At 72.3% G+C, this 16,481-nt stretch carries 20 protein-coding genes; 12 read left to right on the plus strand and 8 right to left on the minus strand.

Going from position 1 to position 16,481, the window contains the following annotated elements:
- The first annotated feature begins 52 nt into the window (after positions 1–52).
- A complete protein-coding gene (locus MCBMB27_RS07510; protein WP_043381993.1) occupies positions 53–619 on the plus strand; it encodes a TetR/AcrR family transcriptional regulator in 567 nt (188 codons plus the stop codon).
- Here MCBMB27_RS07510 and queC read toward each other — a convergent pair.
- From queC to MCBMB27_RS07530, 4 genes are all read right to left on the minus strand, one after another.
- Positions 606–1,325 (minus strand): 7-cyano-7-deazaguanine synthase QueC, encoded by a 720-nt coding sequence (queC, locus tag MCBMB27_RS07515; RefSeq protein WP_043355856.1) that lies wholly within the window; start codon positions 1,323–1,325, stop codon positions 606–608. The two genes, MCBMB27_RS07510 and queC, sit on opposite strands and share 14 nt — an antisense overlap.
- Positions 1,315–1,671 (minus strand): 6-carboxytetrahydropterin synthase QueD, encoded by a 357-nt coding sequence (queD, locus tag MCBMB27_RS07520; protein WP_075380158.1) that lies wholly within the window; start codon positions 1,669–1,671, stop codon positions 1,315–1,317. The genes queC and queD overlap by 11 nt, the downstream gene beginning before the upstream one ends.
- 136 nt (positions 1,672–1,807) lie before the next feature.
- A complete protein-coding gene (locus tag MCBMB27_RS07525; RefSeq protein WP_075380159.1) occupies positions 1,808–2,773 on the minus strand; it encodes a dihydrodipicolinate synthase family protein in 966 nt (321 codons plus the stop codon).
- Between the two features lie 103 nt (positions 2,774–2,876).
- Entirely contained in the window at positions 2,877–3,554 is a 678-nt protein-coding gene (locus tag MCBMB27_RS07530; RefSeq protein ID WP_075380160.1) for a GntR family transcriptional regulator, read from the minus strand.
- Between the two features lie 117 nt (positions 3,555–3,671).
- Between MCBMB27_RS07530 and MCBMB27_RS07535 the strand changes: the two genes are divergently transcribed.
- Positions 3,672–5,264 (plus strand): ABC transporter substrate-binding protein, encoded by a 1,593-nt coding sequence (locus MCBMB27_RS07535; protein ID WP_075380161.1) that lies wholly within the window; start codon positions 3,672–3,674, stop codon positions 5,262–5,264.
- Positions 5,265–5,294: 30 nt separating this feature from the next.
- Here the strand turns inward: MCBMB27_RS07535 and cobT are convergent, their stop codons facing one another.
- Entirely contained in the window at positions 5,295–6,335 is a 1,041-nt protein-coding gene (gene cobT / locus MCBMB27_RS07540) for a nicotinate-nucleotide--dimethylbenzimidazole phosphoribosyltransferase (RefSeq protein WP_170861808.1), read from the minus strand.
- Positions 6,336–6,421: 86 nt separating this feature from the next.
- On the opposite strand from cobT, the gene cobS reads away from it, so the two are divergent.
- From cobS to MCBMB27_RS07555, 3 genes are read left to right on the plus strand one after another with little or no spacing between them, the layout of a single operon-like run.
- A complete protein-coding gene (gene cobS, locus MCBMB27_RS07545; RefSeq protein WP_043355872.1) occupies positions 6,422–7,246 on the plus strand; it encodes an adenosylcobinamide-GDP ribazoletransferase in 825 nt (274 codons plus the stop codon).
- Positions 7,247–7,297: 51 nt separating this feature from the next.
- Positions 7,298–7,510 carry a DUF1289 domain-containing protein gene (locus tag MCBMB27_RS07550; RefSeq protein WP_075380162.1) on the plus strand — a complete coding sequence of 71 codons (213 nt, stop codon included), beginning with the start codon at positions 7,298–7,300 and terminating at the stop codon, positions 7,508–7,510.
- Positions 7,507–8,199 carry a retropepsin-like aspartic protease family protein gene (locus tag MCBMB27_RS07555; protein WP_075380163.1) on the plus strand — a complete coding sequence of 231 codons (693 nt, stop codon included), beginning with the start codon at positions 7,507–7,509 and terminating at the stop codon, positions 8,197–8,199. The genes MCBMB27_RS07550 and MCBMB27_RS07555 overlap by 4 nt, the downstream gene beginning before the upstream one ends.
- 12 nt (positions 8,200–8,211) lie before the next feature.
- Here MCBMB27_RS07555 and dusA read toward each other — a convergent pair whose 3' ends face one another.
- Complete coding sequence (gene dusA, locus MCBMB27_RS07560; RefSeq protein WP_075380164.1) at positions 8,212–9,231, minus strand: tRNA dihydrouridine(20/20a) synthase DusA; 1,020 nt, start codon at positions 9,229–9,231, stop codon at positions 8,212–8,214.
- 442 nt (positions 9,232–9,673) lie between these two features.
- Between dusA and MCBMB27_RS07565 the strand changes: the two genes are divergently transcribed.
- Positions 9,674–11,305, plus strand: coding sequence for a methyl-accepting chemotaxis protein (locus tag MCBMB27_RS07565; protein WP_083683417.1), 1,632 nt, complete (start codon positions 9,674–9,676; stop codon positions 11,303–11,305).
- Positions 11,306–11,362: 57 nt separating this feature from the next.
- On the opposite strand, the gene MCBMB27_RS07570 is transcribed toward MCBMB27_RS07565, so the two are convergent.
- A complete protein-coding gene (locus MCBMB27_RS07570; RefSeq protein ID WP_043381967.1) occupies positions 11,363–12,238 on the minus strand; it encodes an SDR family oxidoreductase in 876 nt (291 codons plus the stop codon).
- Between the two features lie 304 nt (positions 12,239–12,542).
- Between MCBMB27_RS07570 and MCBMB27_RS29510 the strand changes: the two genes are divergently transcribed.
- The 3 genes from MCBMB27_RS29510 to MCBMB27_RS07580 all read left to right on the plus strand — a co-directional run bounded on the left by MCBMB27_RS29510 (position 12,543) and on the right by MCBMB27_RS07580 (position 13,531).
- Positions 12,543–12,713 (plus strand): hypothetical protein, encoded by a 171-nt coding sequence (locus MCBMB27_RS29510; protein ID WP_158498450.1) that lies wholly within the window; start codon positions 12,543–12,545, stop codon positions 12,711–12,713.
- 13 nt (positions 12,714–12,726) lie between these two features.
- A complete protein-coding gene (locus MCBMB27_RS07575; protein ID WP_043381965.1) occupies positions 12,727–12,942 on the plus strand; it encodes a hypothetical protein in 216 nt (71 codons plus the stop codon).
- 163 nt (positions 12,943–13,105) lie between these two features.
- Positions 13,106–13,531 carry a GFA family protein gene (locus MCBMB27_RS07580; protein ID WP_043381962.1) on the plus strand — a complete coding sequence of 142 codons (426 nt, stop codon included), beginning with the start codon at positions 13,106–13,108 and terminating at the stop codon, positions 13,529–13,531.
- Between the two features lie 111 nt (positions 13,532–13,642).
- Here the strand turns inward: MCBMB27_RS07580 and MCBMB27_RS07585 are convergent, their stop codons facing one another.
- Positions 13,643–14,302: an urease accessory protein UreE gene (locus MCBMB27_RS07585; protein ID WP_043381960.1), complete on the minus strand. Its 660-nt coding sequence runs from the start codon at positions 14,300–14,302 to the stop codon at positions 13,643–13,645.
- A 244-nt stretch (positions 14,303–14,546) separates the two neighbouring features.
- Between MCBMB27_RS07585 and MCBMB27_RS07590 the strand changes: the two genes are divergently transcribed.
- From MCBMB27_RS07590 to MCBMB27_RS07600, 3 genes are all read left to right on the plus strand, one after another.
- Complete coding sequence (locus tag MCBMB27_RS07590) at positions 14,547–14,816, plus strand: hypothetical protein (protein ID WP_043347377.1); 270 nt, start codon at positions 14,547–14,549, stop codon at positions 14,814–14,816.
- Between the two features lie 156 nt (positions 14,817–14,972).
- Positions 14,973–15,713: a TerB family tellurite resistance protein gene (locus MCBMB27_RS07595; protein WP_043347379.1), complete on the plus strand. Its 741-nt coding sequence runs from the start codon at positions 14,973–14,975 to the stop codon at positions 15,711–15,713.
- Positions 15,710–16,465 (plus strand): N-acetylmuramoyl-L-alanine amidase, encoded by a 756-nt coding sequence (locus tag MCBMB27_RS07600; protein WP_075380166.1) that lies wholly within the window; start codon positions 15,710–15,712, stop codon positions 16,463–16,465. The genes MCBMB27_RS07595 and MCBMB27_RS07600 overlap by 4 nt, the downstream gene beginning before the upstream one ends.
- Positions 16,466–16,481: the final 16 nt, after the last annotated feature.

The following is a 16,481-nucleotide window of genomic DNA, read 5'->3' on the forward strand; positions in this document are numbered from 1 at the left end:
CGGGATCGCGGCCGGCCCCACATTCGCGTGAGCCGGAGCGACGATCGCCGCGATGAGGGATACCCGCGCCGAGCTGCTGATGCAGGCCGAGACCCTGGTGCGGGGACGCGGCTATGCCGGCTTCAGCTACGCCGACCTCGCGGCGGCGGTGGGCATCCGCAAGGCGAGCATCCACCACCACTTCCCCACCAAGATCGATCTCGGCGCCGCCCTGGTGGCGGCCTATGCGGCGCGCTACGCCGCCGCCCTGGAGGCGATCCGCCGGGACGTCCCGGACGGGCCGGGCCGGGTCGAGGCCTATGGCCGGCTCTATCTCGGCGGTGTCGAGCAGGGGCTCGGCTGCCTATGCGCGGCGCTCGCCATCGAGGGCGAGGCCCTGCCCGAGCGCCTGCGCCGGGACATTGCGGCCTTCTTTGCGGATCACCTCGCGTGGCTGGAAGCGATCCTGCGGGAGGGGCAGGCGGACGGGAGCGTCCGCGGCGGAGCGGATCCGGCGGCGCTCGCCCGCTACGTCGTCGCCACCCTGGAGGGGGCGCTGCTGATGGAGCGCCTGTTCGCGAGCCCGGCGGCCTTCCGGGGGACGCTGGCGGTCCTGGTGGACGGGCTCAGGCCGCAGTGAACCGCGCGTAGCCGTCCGCCCGGAGGCGGCAGGCCGGGCAGGTCCCGCAGCCGTAGCCCCAGGGATGCCGCTGCCCGCGCTCGCCGAGGTAGCAGGTGTGGCTCTCCTCGACGATCAGGTCGACCAACGCTCGGCCCCCCAACGTCTCGGCCAGTTCCCAGGTCTGCGCCTTGTCGAGCCACATCAGCGGCGTGTGCAGGACGAAGCGTCGCTCCATGCCGAGATTGAGCGCCACCTGCAGGGCCTTGATCGTGTCGTCGCGGCAGTCCGGGTAGCCGGAATAGTCGGTCTCGCACATCCCGCCGACCACGTGCCGGAGGCCCCGCCGGTAGGCGAGCGCCGCCGCGAAGGTCAGGAAGACGAGGTTGCGGCCGGGCACGAAGGTGTTGGGCAGGCCCGACGCCTCGTAGCCGATCGCGGCCTCCCGGGTGAGTGCCGTCTCGGACACCTGCCCGAGGGCGTCGAGGGCGAGCGTGTGGTCCGCCCCGAGGCGGGGCGCCCAGTCGGGATTGAGGTCCGTCGTGCCCGCCCGCAGGGCGGCGCGGCGGTCGAGCTCGACCCGGTGGCGCTGTCCGTAATCGAAGCCGAGGGTCTCGACATGGTCGAATCGGTCCAGCGCCCAGGCGAGGCAGGTGGCCGAATCCTGGCCGCCGGAGAACAGCACCAGCGCGGCGCGGTCCCCCGAAGGCGCGGCCTCACTCGCCATCGTACTCGGCCCAGGACATCGGGGTCTCGGCGACCCGCACCAGCGCGAGGCCCGGCAGGTCCGGCTGGAGGCGCTGCCAGATCCAGGCCGCGATGTTCTCGGCGGTCGGGTTCTCCAGCCCCTCGATCTCGTTGAGGCAATGGTGGTCGAGCCGGGCGAGCAGCGGCCCGAAGATCGACTCGATGTCGTAGAAGTCGATCACCCAGCCGGTGTGGGCATCGACCGGACCGGCCACCGTCAACTCGACCCGGTAGGAATGCCCGTGCATCCGGTGGCAGCGGTGGGTCTCGGGCACGTTCGGCAGCCGGTGGGCCGCCTCGAAGGTGAAGGCTTGGGTGATCTTCATGGGCGGGGTTCGCGGGCTGGGACCGATCTCGCACCCGCAATAGCGCCGACGGACCGTTTCGCGCAAAGGCTGGCTGTTCCGGGGCGTGCCGCCCGCCCCTCCCCCGATGGCCGAGGAGGGCCGCCCCGGTGCAGGGTCAGGCCCGGGGACGGTCCTCCGCGGCCTCTTCCGACCACTGGGCGTACCAGGCCTTGAACAGGCGCAGCTGCGTCTCCGCGTAGTGGCGCTGGCCGGCGCTCAGCGCGTCGGTGGCGTTGAAGTGGAGGGCGTATTCCGGGTTTCCTTCCAGCACCATGAGGTGCTTGTAGTACAGGACGAGGTCCGGCCCCTCGTCGAAGCTCGACAGGATCGCCAGTGCGGCGTCGAGCTCCTCCGCCCGGCGGCGGGCCTGGACGTCGCCCGCGGCGGCCTTCTCGCACAGGGCGACGAGGTGGAGGACCTCCTGCGGCAGGACGTTGCCGATGCCCGTGATGGCGCCCCGGGCGCCGCAATTGACGTAGCCGTGCACCACCTGCGTATCCACCCCGACCATCAGGGTGATGTCGGGCGACTGGCCGGTGATGTGCTCGGCCGCGTAGGTGAGCGAGGCCGCGCCGCCGAACTCCTTGAAGCCGATGAGGTGCGGATACCGGGTGCGCAGGCGGAAGAACAGGTCCGCCCGGGTCTCGAACCCGTAATAGGGGCTGTTGTAGATCACCGACGGCAGGTCGACCGCCGCCTCGAGGATGCCGGAGAAATGGGCTTCCTGCGCCGCGGCCGCGCTCCCCCGCGACAGGACCCGCGGGATGATCATCAGGCCCTGGGCGCCGGCCGCCTTGGCGTGGGCGGCGAGCGCCGCCGCCCGCTTCGGGTTCTGGGCCCCGGTCCCGACGATGACCGGGACGCCGGCCGCCAGCAGCCGCTCGACGCCCGCCATCCGCTCCTCGTCGGTGAGCAGCGGCCAGTCACCCATCGAGCCGCAATAGACCACCGCCGACATCCCCGCGGCGACGAGGTCCTTCCCCTTCCGCGCCAGGGCGTCGAGATCGGGCGTCCGGTCCGGCCGGCAGGGGGTCATCAGGGCCGGGATCGTGCCGGAGAAGATGTGTCGGTCGAAGGCCATCGCCGGCTCGTCTGCTGGGAGGAGAATCGCCCCGGCCGGCCTGTCGGGCCTCGCGGGGTGGCGCCCCTCTCCATGGCAGCGACGCGCGATTCTGGCAAGGATTTTATACAATCTCGCGCTTGGTGGGGGTCGCCGAGGCGTCGCCCAGGAAGGCCATCAGCGCGGACGCGACGTGGTCGATATGGTCGGTCAGGAGGGCGCAGGCCGCTGAGACATGGCCGTTGCGGCAGAGCCGGACGATCTCGCGGTGCTCGCGGTCGGCCCGTTCCAGCTCGGCATTGTCCGTCGAGAGCTGCAGGCGCGTGTAGCGGTCGCACTCGGCCAGGAGGGAGCCGACGAGAGCGAGGGCGCGGGGCCGCTCGGCCCGGCTGTAGAGGAGGAGGTGCAGCTCCGTGTTGAGGGCGCCCCAGAGCGCCGTCGCGCCGTCGCGCAACGCCGCGGCGTAATCCTCCAGCAGGGCTTCGGCCCGGGCGTAATCGTCGGCGGTCAGGTTGGGCGCCGACAGGGACAGGAGGCGGGGCTCGAGGGCGCCCCGGAGTTCCAGGGCCTCGGCCGCGTCCGCCGGCGAGAGCGGCGCCACCATGGCGCCGCGATGGGGCAGGATCCGCACGAGGCCCTCGGCCTCGAGCTGGAACAGGGCTTCCCGCACCGGGATCCGGCTGGCCCCGAACTCCGCCGCGAGCCCGTCCTGGCGGAGCTGCGAGCCGGCCGGATAGCGCCCGTCGAGGATGCGTCGCCGGATCTCGGTCCCGATCGAACCCGCGATGGTCCGGTTCTTCATCGTCTCGCTCCCGGTCGCCCCCGGGAGCTCCGCAGGACCCTTGACGGCGGAGCTCCGGTGTTGAAATTGTATAAAATCAATCGGGCAACGGGCTCGATCAGGACAAGGGTGCCCGCGATGAAGCTCTCCCGTCGCCAGCTTCTGGCCGGAACCGCAGGCGCGGCCGCCGGCCTCGGCCTCCCGCACCTGGTCCGGGCCCAGCCCGGCGGCGGCAGCGTGCTGCGCTTCATCCCGTCGACGCCCCTGCCGTCCCTCGATCCGATCGTCGCCACGAGCTACGTCATCCGCAACCACGGCTATCTCGTCTACGACACGCTGTTCGCCACCGACGAGAATTTCCGGATCCAGCCGCAGATGGTCCGCGACTGGCAGACCGCGCCCGACGGCCTGCGCTGGACCTTCCATCTCCGCGACGGCCTCACCTTCCATGACGGCTCCCCCGTCGAGGCCAAGGACTGCATCGCGTCCATCGCGCGCTGGTCCAAGCGCGACGCCTTCGGTCAGACCCTGGCGGGATTCGTGGCGGAATACGGCCAGGAGGACGCCCGGACCTTCACGATCAGCCTGAAGCAGCCCTTCCCCCTGCTCCCGGCGGCGTTGGGCAAGCTGTCCTCCAACGTGCCCTTCATCATGCCGGAGCGCATCGCCCTGCAGGACGCGTCCAAGCCGATCGCCGACGCCATGGGGTCCGGGCCCTGGCGGTTCGAGGCGCGGGAATGGATTCCCGGCCAGAACGCGATCTACACCCGCCACGCCGGCTACCGGCCCCGCGAGGAGGCGCCTTCCTGGGCGGCCGGCGGCAAGGTCGCCAAGGTCGACCGGATCGAGTGGCTGGCCATCACCGAGGCCTCGGCGGCGGTGGGCGCGATGATCCAGGGGGCGGTGGACTGGTACGAGCAGCCGGCGATCGACCTGATCCCCGTCCTGAAGGGCAAGCCCGGGATCGAGATCCGCAACGTCCCGCTCGGGCTGATCCTGCTGATGCGGTTCAACCACACGCAGCCGCCGTTCAACAATCCCGAGATCCGCCGGGCCGTGATGATGGCCATGCAGCAGGACGACTACATGCAGGCGGTGGTCGGCAGCCCCGAATACTACCGGGAGGCCAAGACCTTCTTCACGCCGGGCTCGCCGATGTCGACCGGTGCCGGCGGGGCCGCCGCCATGCAGGGGGACCTCGCCAAGGCCAAGGCGATGCTGGCCAAGGCCGGCTACAAGGGCGAGCGCGTGGTGCTGCTGGCCCCGGCCGACCAGCCGATCGCCTACAACCAGTCGCTCGTGACCCAGGATCTGCTCAAGCAGCTCGGGATGACTGTCGATCTGGTCTCCACCGACTGGGGCAGCTTCATCGCCCGCCGCGGCAACCGCGGGCCGGTCGATGCCGGCGGCTGGTCGCTGTTCCACACGCTCTGGTCGGGGGCCGACGTCCTGAACCCGGCGCTCCACCCGCTGATCCGGGCCAACGGTCAGGCCGCGTGGTTCGGCTGGCCGGACGACCCGACGCTCGAGACCCTGCGCAGCGAGTGGATCGCCACGAGCGACGAGGCGCAGCAGAAGGCGCTGGCCGCCCGCATCGAGGAGCGCGCCTTCGCGGTTGTGCCCTACGCCCCTGCGGGCCTCGTGCAGCAGCCGATGGCCGTGAGTTCGAAGCTCAAGGGCATGGTGATGGCGCCCGTGCAGTTCTTCTGGAACATCGAGAAGACCGCCTGAGCCTGGAGGGTCGGAGCGCCCGCGGCGGTCCTAGCCCGCCCCTTTCTCGGACACACCGGCCTGCGCGAAGGTCGCCATGCCGGTGTGGCAGGCGAGCGCGCCCTTCAGCAGGCCCATCGCCATGCCGGCGCCCGAGGCCTCGCCGAGGCGCATGCCGAGCGCCAGCAGCGGCACCAGACCGAGCCGCTCCAGCACCTCGGCGTGGACGCCCTCCGCCGAGACGTGGCCGGCGAGGCAATGGTCGAGGGCGCTCGGGTCGGCGGCGTGGAGCACGGCCGCGGCGGCGGTGGCCACGTAGCCGTCGATCACCACCGGGATGCGCTGGAGCCTGGCGGCCAGGATCGCCCCCGCCATGGCGGCGATCTCCCGGCCGCCGAGGCGCGCCAGGACCTGGAGCGGGTCGTCGAGATGGCCGGCATGGTGGGCGAGCGCCGCCTCCACGGCCGCGACCTTCCGGGACAGGCCGTCCCGGTCGACGCCGGTGCCGCGCCCGACCCAGTGGGCGGGATCGCCGCCGAACAGGGCGGCGTAGAGGGCGGCCGCCACGGTGGTGTTGCCGATGCCCATCTCGCCGATGCCGAGGCAGTCGGTACCGGCGGCCACCGCCTCCATGCCGAACGCCATGGTGGCCACCGTGGCGCGCTCGTCGAGGGCCGGCGCTTCCGTGATGTCGCCGGTGGGCATGTCGAGGGCGAGGTCGAACACCTTGAAGCCGAGGCCGTAGGCCGCGCAGATCTGGTTGATCGCCCCGCCCCCGGCGGCGAAATTGTCGAGCATCTGCCGGTTGACCGCGTCCGGGAAGGCCGAGACGCCGCGGCGCGTGACCCCGTGGCTGCCGGCGAAGACGCAGACCAGCGGCCGGTCGAAGCTCGGGGGCGCCTTACCCTGCCATGCCGCCAGCCACGTCACGAGGCTCTCCAGCCGCCCCAGCGAGCCCGCGGGCTTCGTCAGGGTCGCGTCCCGGGCGGCGACCGCGGCCTTCGCCTCCGCGTCGGGGCCCGGCATCGCCTTCAGCAGGTTGCGGATGTCGTCGAAGGGACCGGGTTCGGGAGCGGTCATCGGGTCGGTCATGGCGGCGATGATTTCCTGTGGGCGCCCCCGGACGGGGAGACTATAATGGACCGGCGCGCGGTGGCGGGCGGATGCGAGAGACCGCGATGAACAGGCAGACCGGCGGGGAGGCCGACTGGCCCGGGCGCGGCGCCCTCTACGACCTCGCCGGGTGCCTGCGCTTCTACTCCCGCCTGCCGGTGCCGCAACTGCCCGGCGAGCCGGACCCGCATCGCAGCCCCGACTTCACCACCCTGCCCCGGATGCTGCCGCTGGCCGGCCTGATCCTGGCCCTGCCCGCGGCCCTGGTCCTGGCCGGCGGCTGGTGGATCGGGCTCGGGCCGTTCCTGGCCGCGACGCTCGCCATCGCCGTACTGGTGGTGGCCACGGGCGCCCTGCACGAGGACGGGCTCGCCGACGTCGCCGACGGATTCGGCGGCGGCACCACCCGGGAGCGCCGCCTGGAGATCATGCGCGACAGCCGGATCGGCGCCTACGGGGGTGCGGCCCTGGTCCTGGCCCTGGCCCTGCGGATCGGCGCCCTGGCCACGCTCCTCGACCGGACCGGGTACGCCGCCGTCACCGGCCTGATCCTGGCCGCCGCCCTGTCGCGGGTCGCCGCCCTCGCCCCGATGGTGCTGCTGGAGCCGGCCCGGCCCGGCGGGCTCGCCGCCGCGGTGGGCCGCCCGGACCGGGCGAGCCTCGCCACCGCCCTCGGCCTCGGTGCGGTGCTGGCCCTCGGCGCCGTGCCGCTCGGCCTGCCGTTCGGCGGCGTCGTGTCGATGATCCTGTGCGCCGGCCTCGCGGCTTTGGCCCTGACCCGGCTCGCCCGCGCCAGGATCGGGGGGCAGACCGGGGACGTGATCGGCGCCTGCCAGCAGGTCGCGGAGATCGCCGCGCTGCTGGCCCTGGTGGCGGCTTGGGCGGAGTGAGGACGCCAACGCGTCTTGACCCGGCCACGATCCCCCGCCCAAGGTTTCCCGATGCCGCCCGCGCCAAAACCCTCCTCGCCCTGCACCAAGGTCTGCGTGCTCGACGCCCCGACCGGATTGTGCTGCGGCTGCGGGCGGACCCGCGACGAGATCGCCGCCTGGGGGGCGCTGTCGGAGGTGCAGCGCCGCACCGTCATGGCGGGGCTCGAAGCCCGGATGCGGGCCGCCGGCCTCACGCCTCTGGAAGCGCCGCTGCCGTCATGATCTATCTCGGCCTCGCCGCCCTCGCCCTGGTGGCCGTCGCCCTGGTCCTCAGCGACGGCAGCGACAGCGTCGGCGGCGTGATCGGGCCCGATCAGCTCGCCAACCTCGCCTGGACCGGCACGATCCTGCTCCTGGTGGTGGCCGGATTCTGGCGGCAATTCACGGCGCGCCTCGGCGCGAACCTGCAGGCGCTCCTGGCCTGGGGGCTGATCGGCCTCGCCCTCGTGATCGGCTACAGCTACCGCGACCGGATCCAGGATGTCGGCGCCCGGGTGCTCGGCGATCTCCGGCCGGGGAGCGCGACCTCGAGCGGCGACGGGTCCGTCACCGTCACCCGGCGGGCGGACGGCGATTTCCGCGTCAATGCCGAGGTGAACGGCCGGGTGCAGCCCTTCCTGTTCGACACCGGGGCGAGCAGCGTGGTGCTCACCGCCGAGAACGCCGCCGCCCTGGGGCTCACCCCCGCGCCCGCCGATTTCACCGCCCGCGTCTCCACCGCCAACGGCATCACCTACGCGGCGCCGACCCAGCTCGACTCGCTCAGCGTCGGCACGATCACCGAGCGGCGGGTCAACGCCATGGTGGCCAAGCCCGGCGCGCTCTCCGCGAACCTCCTCGGCCAGACCTTCCTGTCGCGGCTGTCCGGCTACGAGGTGCGGGGCGACCGCCTGATCCTGCGGCGTCCCTGACCGGGCCGCCGCTCAGGCCGCGCGGGCTTCTTCGGGCGCCGCGCGGGAGACCAGCGCCACCGCCTCCCGCAGGGTCGCGAGGTCCGCCTCCGGGCGCATGCCGTGGGTCGAGAGATGGCGTCGGTAGGCCCGCGCCCCCGGCCGGCCGTTGAACAGACCGAGCATGTGCCGGGTCACCGCGTGCAGCCGCTCGCCCCGGGCCAGGGTCGCTGCGATATAGGGCTCGAAGGTCGCGATCGCCGCGAAAGCGTCGGGGGCCGGTGCCGGCACGCCGAACAGGTCGGGATCGACACCGAGCAGCAGCGCCGGCTCGGTATAGGCGGCGCGGCCGACCATCACGCCGTCGACCTCGGCGAGCCGCGCCCGCGCGGCGTCCAGGTCGCGCAGGCCGCCATTGACCGCGATCGGCAGGCCGGGCAGCCGCTGCTTCAGCCGGGCCGCGCGTCCGTAATCGAGAGGCGGCACGTCCCGGTTCTCCTTGGGCGAGAGCCCCTGGAGCCAAGCCTTGCGCGCATGGACGATCAGGCCGTCGACGCCCGCCGCCACCACGGCGTCGGCCAGGGTGTCGAGCGCGGCCTCGGGATCCTGGTCGTCGACGCCGATCCGGCACTTCACCGTGACCGGCACGGAGACCGCCGCCTTCAGGGCGGCGACGCAGTCGCCCACCAGGGCCGGCTCGCGCATCAGGCAGGCGCCGAAGCGGCCCTCCTGCACCCGGTCCGAGGGGCAGCCGACATTGAGATTGACCTCGTCGTAGCCGAAATCCGCGGCGATCCGCGCGGCCTGCGCCAACTCCGCCGGATCCGAGCCGCCGAGCTGGACCGCCACCGGGTGCTCGACATCCGCGAAGCCGAGCAGGCGCTCCCGCGGCCCGTGCAGCACTGCGCCGGTGGTCACCATCTCGGTGTAGAGCCGGGCGCGCGCCGAGAGGGACCGGTGGAAGGCCCGGCAATGCCGGTCCGTCCAATCCATCATCGGGGCGACGGAAAACCGCCATCCCGCCAGTGCGCCGCGTTCGTCAGCCGCCGTCACGTTCCCATATCCGTGCTGTGACCCGTATCCCGCCCGCCATGCGTCCCGCCGGAGGCCGCGCGTCCGGGGTCCGGCCGATGGCGCGGGAGGGCGCCGGATACCACGGGAGGCCGCCCGGCGAAACGCCGTGCGGTGCCGGTCAGTCCGTCGCCGGCGTCGCGGCTGGCCTTTGGCTCGGTGAGGCGCGGGCTCGGTCAGGCGCGTGGTCCGGCCGGCCAGTAAATCCCTCGGCGATCGCACCATGTCGGTGAAAACCGGGCCGCAGCATGGCTCCCATGTGCGGCCGGCATGGAATCGTTCCAATGTAAAGAAGATGATGGGCCGGTGCGGTGCCGTTGAGCATTTGATTCTGTCTCGCGCAGGTGCGTATTTTACCAATTTATATTGGGAATTAACAGAAATGACTATCGGGAAAAAGGTCTTATATATTATAGGTGGGATAATGTTGGCATTCATATCGATCGTGGGTGTGCAGGTTTCCTCCATCGGCGGGGTGATGATGGACGGCCGCAAGGCCGCCATCCGCGCCCAGGTCGAGTCGGCCCACAGCATCGTGGCTACGTTTGCCAAGCAGGCGGAGGCCGGCGCGATGACGGCCGACGAGGCGCGGCGGCGCGCTGCCGACGCGCTGCGGGCGATGCGCTACAACGGTGGCGACTACGTCTTCGTCTATAGCTCGACCCCGGGCGATATCGGCCGCAACGTCGTGCATCCCGATCCCAAGATCGAGGGCACGCGGTCCCGCGACGACGCGGCGATGAAGAAGACCTTCGTCTGGACGATGATCCGGCACGCTCAGGAGGGCGGCGGCTTCACCGAGTACCGTTGGGCCCGCCTCGGTGAGACCGAGCCCGCGCCGAAGGTCGCCTACTCGCTCGCCTACGAGCCCTGGCAATGGGTCATCAACTCCGCCCTGTACGTGGACGACATCCACGCCTTGGACCGGGCACGGATCGTCACCACCCTGCTCTGGCTGGTCCCGCTCGCCATCGGGGTCGGGGTGGTCGGGTTTCTGCTGGCACGCAGCATCACGCGCCCCCTGAGCGCGTTCACGGCCGCCCTGCGGCGGCTCGCAGGCGGCGAGATGGATGTCGCCATCCCGGGGCGCGGCCGGCGCGACGAGATCGGCCAGATGGCCGAGGCCGCCGGCGTGTTCCGGGACAGCATGATCCAGGCCCAGACTCTATCGGCCGAGCAGCGGGCCGAGCAGGAGCGGCGGCAGGAGCGCGCCCACTGGGTGGAGGCGGTGACCCGCAGCTTCGATGCCGAGGCGAGCCAGTTGCTGGCGCGGGTCGACACCGCGGCGGCCGGGATGCGGGAAGCCTGCCGGGCGATGTCGGAGACTGCCGCGGAGGCGGCGCAGCAGGCCGGCTCGGCGGCCGGGTCTGCGCAGCAGGCGGCGGCCAACGTGCAGACGGTGGCGGCCGCCACCGAGGAGCTGTCCGCCTCGATCGGGGAGATCAGCGGCCAGGTCGCCAAGTCGGCCGAGATCGCCGGTCAGGCGGTGACGGAGGCGGAGCGGACCGACCGGCAGATCCGCGGGCTCGCCGGGGCCGCCGAGAAGATCGGGGAGGTCGTGCGGATCATCTCGGCGATCGCCGAGCAGACGAACCTCCTGGCGCTCAACGCGACCATCGAGGCGGCGCGGGCCGGCGAGTCGGGGCGGGGTTTCGCGGTGGTCGCCGCCGAGGTGAAGGGGCTGGCCGGACAGACCGCGAAGGCCACCGAGGAGATCACCGCGCAAATCGCCGCGATCCAGGGCGAGACCATGGAGGCCGTCAACGCGGTGCACGCCATCGGCGGCACGGTCGACACGATGAACGCCATCGCCAGCGCGATCGCGGCGGCGGTCGAGCAGCAGCGGGTCGCCACGGGGCACATCTCGCAGAACATCGACCAGGCCGCCCAGGGCACCGACTCGGTGAGCCAGAACGTGGTCTCGGCCTCATCGGCCGCGGAGGCGACGCAGCGCGTGGCCGGGGAGGTCGGCGCGGCGGCTGGCGACGTCTGCCGCAGCGCCGAGGCCCTGCGGTCCGAGGTCATGCGCTTCCTCGCCGAGATGCGGGCCGCCTGAGTGCGCGGTCGCGTCGGATGGGCACCACCGTGGCGGATGCCCGTCCGACGCGGCGCGTCAGAGCACCGGCATGGCTCCCGCCACCGTGACGAGCGCGCCCGACGTGTAGCTGCTCTCCTCCGAGGCCAGCATCACGTAGGCCGAGGCGAGTTCGGCCGGTTGTCCGGGGCGGCCGAACGGCACTTGGCTGCCGAAGGATTTCACCGAATCCTGGCTCATCCCGGAGGGAATGAACGGCGTCCAGATCGGCCCGGGCAGCACGCCGTTCACGCGCACGCCCTTTTCCGCGAGCAGCTGGGCGAGGCTCAGCACCATGTTGCTCAGCGCACCCTTGGTGGCGCTGTAGGCGAGGAGCGACGGCATCGGGTGCTTGGAATTCACCGAGGAGGTGAAGATCACCGAGGCGCCGGGCTTCAGATGGGCGAGGGCCGCCTTGGTCACGTAGAACGCCCCGAACACGTTGGTGCGGAAATGATCCTCGAACACGGCGTCGTCGATTCCGGCGAGGTCCGCGTTCGGCTGCTGGAACGCGCCGTTGTTGACCAGCACGTCGAGGCGCCCGAACGTCTCCACCGTGCGGGCGACGATCTGGCGCCCGTAGGCGGCGTCCTTGAGGTCGCCCGGCAGGAGCAGCGCGCGCCGTCCCGCCTTCTCGATCCACTGGGCGACCGCCTCCGCGTCGGCCTGCTCGTCCGGCAGGTAGGAGATGGCGACGTCCGCACCCTCCCGGGCGAAGGCGATGGCGACCGCGCGGCCGATGCCGGAATCGCCGCCGGTGATCAGCGCCGCCTGGCCGGTCAGCTTGCCCGAGCCCTTGTAGCTCGTCTCGCCATGGTCGGGTTCCGGCTCCATGCGCCCGGTCTTGCCGGGGAAGCTCTGGGGCTGCGCCGCGAAGGGCGGGCGGGGATACTTGTGCAGCGGATTCGTGGTCACGCGTCGTCTCCGGTGGGGGTGCCGGTCCAACCGCACGGCCTCCCGGGTGTTCCGGCGCCGCGGCGCCGCGCCCCCGTCCGGCACCGTCCGGCCCCGCCCGCCGGGACAACACGAGTCCGTCTGCCCGCGATGGGCCGACACAGCTCAGCAACAGGCGTTCGTCAATCTCGCTGCGAGGAGGTCCCGCCATGATCGAGGTTCAGCCGGAGGATCGGGTCGCCCGCATGATCGATCGCGTCCTGCTCTACGCAGCGATGCTCTCGCTCACCTTCGGCTTGGCCACGGGCCTGTGGGGCCTGCTGCAGTGAGCCCGCCCCGGGACGGGGACCCGGGACAGGGATCCAAGGGGCGGATCACGGTCCGGCCCGGCCGCACATCCCTGCGGCGGTCCGGACGCGACTACACCGCCGTGGCGCTGATCGGGGCGGGGCTGACGGTGCTCGTGCTCGCGCTGCTGCTGGTCGGGATCCCGTGAGCGGACGCCGGCGATGCTGCTGAACCGCGCCGTCGTCGCGGCGCTGATCGTCGCGGTCGCGGCCTTCCTGCTATACCTCGCGGCGCTCGCCCGCGCGGCGCTGTCGCCCAACGAGCCCTACGCGGCCAGCATCGGCCTCACCCTCGACCAGTGCGTGGCCGCCCAGGACGGCCTGTCCGCCGAGGCGGCGCGCCTGTACTGCCGCAGGCCCGTGCCGAAACGCCTGTGACCGGCAGGAATCCCGGCCTCCCGGAGGCCCGCGTGAGTTTTCCTGACACGCTGCGTGACGACTTGGCGATTGTTCGCCCGGCGCCCGAAACCTAGACTTCGGGGCGCCGACCGGATCTGTCGCCGAGCCGGATCGCAGGAAATCGCACGGAAGGCCCAGCACCATGGCGGACGATGCGACGATCCGGTCCGGCCGCTGCCATTGCGGGGCCGTTCGCTTCGAGGCGGCCCTCGATGACGATCTCGCGTCGATCCGCCGGTGCACCTGCTCCTACTGCCGCATGCGCGGCGCCGTCGTCGCCATGGCGCGGCCGGGCGGGGTGAGGATCCTGCAGGGTGCGGAGGCGCTAACGACCTACCGGTTCCATACCGGGGCGGCGCAGCATTTCTTCTGTTCCCGCTGCGGCGTCTACACGCATCATCAGCGGCGGTCGGACCCGAACGTCCACGCGGTCAACGTGGCCTGCCTGGACGGGGTCAGCCCCTTCGACTTTCCGGAGGTCCCGGTGATGGACGGCGTCAATCACACGAACGACACCGGCCAGCCCACGCGGCGCGCCGGCACGCTGCGCTTCGTCCCGGCGGAGTGACGGCGGCGGGCCGTCCGCGTTCCGGCGCCGGCGCAGGATGCCTGACCGGTCCTGCCTGACCGGCCCGGCCCCCGAGCGCCGCTCCGAGCCGGGCCAGGCCAGGCTCAAACGCTAGTGATCGTGGCCGCAGCCGCAGCCCGGACCATGCACGTGGCCGTGATCGTGGGCATGATCATGGCCGTGCTTCTGGTGCCCGTGCTCGTGATCGTGGCTGTGATCGTGGCTGTGGCCATGGTCGTGCGCGTGATCGTGATCATGCCCGTGACCGTGATCGTGATGATCATGGTCGTGATGAGCGTGGGCATGATGATCGTGCCCGTGATCGTGCCCGCAGGTGCTGTGATCGTGGGCGGCGTGCTCGGGCCGGAAGGCGCGGGAGACCGGGGTCGCGACGCAGCCCTGCCCGCGGACCAGCTCGGCCGCGGCGGGTGTCGCCGGAACGTAGAGCACGTCCGCGCCGATCTCGGCATCCACGTGGCTGCCGCCGAGCTGCCAGGCCAGGCGCAGCAGGCGGGCCGGATTCTCGGCGCGCACCTCCAGGAGATCCTCGGCGGCCGCCCGCACCGCGACGAGCCGGCCGTCGTCGAGGCGCAGGGCGTCGCCGTCCTCGAGCGCCGCCACCTTGGTGAGTGCGACGTCGAAGCCGAGACCGCCCTCGGCGACCAGGGGTCCCGTGACGGCATCCCGGGCCGCGCGGTCGAGGGTCACCGTGTCGGCGACGCGGTCGGCGCGCACCGCGGCCCGGCGGACGATCGTGGTGGCTGTCGGCATGGGACCCTCGGACATGGTGCCGGACTGATGCCGGACGTGGTGCCGGATAGGGGGCTACGGCATCCCGGCCGGAGCACCGCCTCGGAACCGTGGCATAGGGCGAGACGGGAACCCGACGCAACTCGTCTCGCGGCCGATGGAACCTTAGCCGTATGGCCGGCATTCCTTTCCTGCTAAGCTCGACGCGATCCGCAACGATCACGGCCACCGGCCGGACCGGATTCACAAGGGAGTTCTGGGGACCATGAAGAAGCTGACGGCAGCCGCCCTCGCCACCATCGCCGCCCTCTCGCTCGCCGGCTGCAACACCCCGGAAGACCGGGCTCTGGGCGGTGCGGGCCTCGGCGCCCTGACCGGTGCGGCGATCGGTGCGGCGGCCACCGGCCGCGCGGGCGGTGCCCTGGCGGGTGCCGCGATCGGCGGCGCCGGCGGCGCCATCGTGGGCGCCTCGACCGCGCCGCGCTGCCCCTACGGCACCTATCGCGACGCCTACGGCAACGTCTACTGCCGCTAAGCGAGACTGAGCTGGGCGGGCCGGGCGCGTCCCGGCCCTTCCTCGCGGCGTGCGGAGGGTCTATCCCGTCGCTCGGCCGGGCCTGTCCCGGTGCCGGAACCCCGCCGCCCCGATGACAGAGCCGAGCCGAGGATCAGCGCCGAGACCGGGCCGCCCATGAGCCAGGCGACCAAGTCCCAGGGCGTCTGGGGGAAGCTCGGCGGTGCCGGCATCGGCCTCGCGATCGGCGGTCCGCTCGGGGCCCTGATCGGAGGGGTCGCGGGCCACTTCCTGCTGGACCGGGTCGGCGCACCCTTCGGGCGGACGCCGCGCGACGTCGTGTTCACCACCGGACTCGTGGCGCTCGCCGCCAAGATGGCGAAATCCGACGGCGTCGTGCTGCCGTCTGAGGTCGAGGCCTTCGGCCGGGTGATTCAGGTGGAGCCGTCCGCGCGGGCGGGCGTGGAGCGCCTGTTCGATCTCGCCAAGAAGACCACGAGCGGCTTCGAGGCCTACGCGCACCAGCTTGCGACCACCTTCGGCGACGAGCCGGCGCTGCTGGAGGACGTGCTCGACGGCCTGTTCCAGATCGCCGGCGCCGACGGGGCCCTCCACGAGGCCGAGGAGCGCTACCTGCGCGCGGTCTCGGGAATCTTCGGCTTCGATGAGGTGGCGTTCCGGCGCATCGCCGCCCGGCACGTGCGGCTCCCGGACGATCCCTACGGCGTCCTCGGGCTCGACCGGGAGGCGGACGATGCCGCCGTGAAGGCGCGCCACCGCGCGCTGGTCGCCGAGCACCACCCGGATCGGGCGCTCGCCCGCGGCCTGCCGACGGAGGCGGTGGCCATCGCCACGCGGCGCCTCGCCGCGATCAACGCGGCCTACGACCGGATCGCGCAGGAGCGCGGGCTGCGGTGAGCCTCATCCCCGATACGCCCCTCGCCCGCCGCGTCGCGCCCTCGCCGAACCACGGAGCCCGGCGCGCGGGGCCGCTCGACATGCTGGTCCTGCATTACACCGGCATGGACAGCGGGGCCGCCGCGCTGGCGCGGCTGCGCGACCCGCTGAGCGAGGTCTCGGCCCACTATCTCGTGTTCGAGGATGGCGGCATCGTCCAGATGGTGCCGGAGGCCCGCCGGGCCTGGCATGCCGGCGCCGGGGCCTGGAAGGGCGAGACCGATATCAATACCCGCTCCATCGGGATCGAGATCGTCCATCCGGGCCATGCCGGCGGCCTGCCGTCCTACCCGGACGCGCAGATCGAAGCGGTGATCGCCCTGGCCCGGGACATCATCGGCCGCTGGCCGATCCCGCCGGAGCGGGTGCTCGGCCATTCCGACATCGCACCCGAACGCAAGGAGGATCCGGGCGAGACCTTCCCCTGGAGCCGGCTCGCGGCGGCGGGGGTGGGCCATTACGTGCCCCCGGCCCGCCTCCAGGACGGCCGGTTTTTCGCGCGGGGCGATGCCGGCCAGCCCGTCGAGGCGCTGCAGGCGATGGTCGCACTCTACGGCTACGACCAGCCGGTGACCGGCCTGTTCGACGCGCGCACCCAGGCGGTGATCACCGCGTTCCAGCGTCATTTCCGTCCGGCGCGGGTGGATGGCGTAGCCGACGCCTCCACCATCACCACCCTGCGCGACCTGATCGCGGCCCTGCCGGCGGCCTGAGGACCGCCGGTCCCGC

The organism is Methylobacterium phyllosphaerae, from assembly GCF_001936175.1.
Lineage (GTDB): Bacteria > Pseudomonadota > Alphaproteobacteria > Rhizobiales > Beijerinckiaceae > Methylobacterium > Methylobacterium fujisawaense.

Bases quoted from the DNA above. Each gene is read 5' to 3' on its own strand.
- MCBMB27_RS07510 (WP_043381993.1), top strand. From the start codon at position 53: ATGAGGGATACCCGCGCCGAGCTGCTGATGCAGGCCGAGACCCTGGTG.
- queC (WP_043355856.1), bottom strand. From the start codon at position 1,325: ATGGCGAGTGAGGCCGCGCCTTCGGGGGACCGCGCCGCGCTGGTGCTG.
- queD (WP_075380158.1), bottom strand. From the start codon at position 1,671: ATGAAGATCACCCAAGCCTTCACCTTCGAGGCGGCCCACCGGCTGCCG.
- MCBMB27_RS07525 (WP_075380159.1), bottom strand. From the start codon at position 2,773: ATGGCCTTCGACCGACACATCTTCTCCGGCACGATCCCGGCCCTGATG.
- MCBMB27_RS07530 (WP_075380160.1), bottom strand. From the start codon at position 3,554: ATGAAGAACCGGACCATCGCGGGTTCGATCGGGACCGAGATCCGGCGA.
- MCBMB27_RS07535 (WP_075380161.1), top strand. From the start codon at position 3,672: ATGAAGCTCTCCCGTCGCCAGCTTCTGGCCGGAACCGCAGGCGCGGCC.
- cobT (WP_170861808.1), bottom strand. From the start codon at position 6,335: ATGACCGACCCGATGACCGCTCCCGAACCCGGTCCCTTCGACGACATC.
- cobS (WP_043355872.1), top strand. From the start codon at position 6,422: ATGAACAGGCAGACCGGCGGGGAGGCCGACTGGCCCGGGCGCGGCGCC.
- MCBMB27_RS07550 (WP_075380162.1), top strand. From the start codon at position 7,298: ATGCCGCCCGCGCCAAAACCCTCCTCGCCCTGCACCAAGGTCTGCGTG.
- MCBMB27_RS07555 (WP_075380163.1), top strand. From the start codon at position 7,507: ATGATCTATCTCGGCCTCGCCGCCCTCGCCCTGGTGGCCGTCGCCCTG.
- MCBMB27_RS07565 (WP_083683417.1), top strand. From the start codon at position 9,674: ATGTTGGCATTCATATCGATCGTGGGTGTGCAGGTTTCCTCCATCGGC.
- MCBMB27_RS07575 (WP_043381965.1), top strand. From the start codon at position 12,727: ATGCTGCTGAACCGCGCCGTCGTCGCGGCGCTGATCGTCGCGGTCGCG.
- MCBMB27_RS07580 (WP_043381962.1), top strand. From the start codon at position 13,106: ATGGCGGACGATGCGACGATCCGGTCCGGCCGCTGCCATTGCGGGGCC.
- MCBMB27_RS07585 (WP_043381960.1), bottom strand. From the start codon at position 14,302: ATGCCGACAGCCACCACGATCGTCCGCCGGGCCGCGGTGCGCGCCGAC.
- MCBMB27_RS07590 (WP_043347377.1), top strand. From the start codon at position 14,547: ATGAAGAAGCTGACGGCAGCCGCCCTCGCCACCATCGCCGCCCTCTCG.
- MCBMB27_RS07595 (WP_043347379.1), top strand. From the start codon at position 14,973: ATGAGCCAGGCGACCAAGTCCCAGGGCGTCTGGGGGAAGCTCGGCGGT.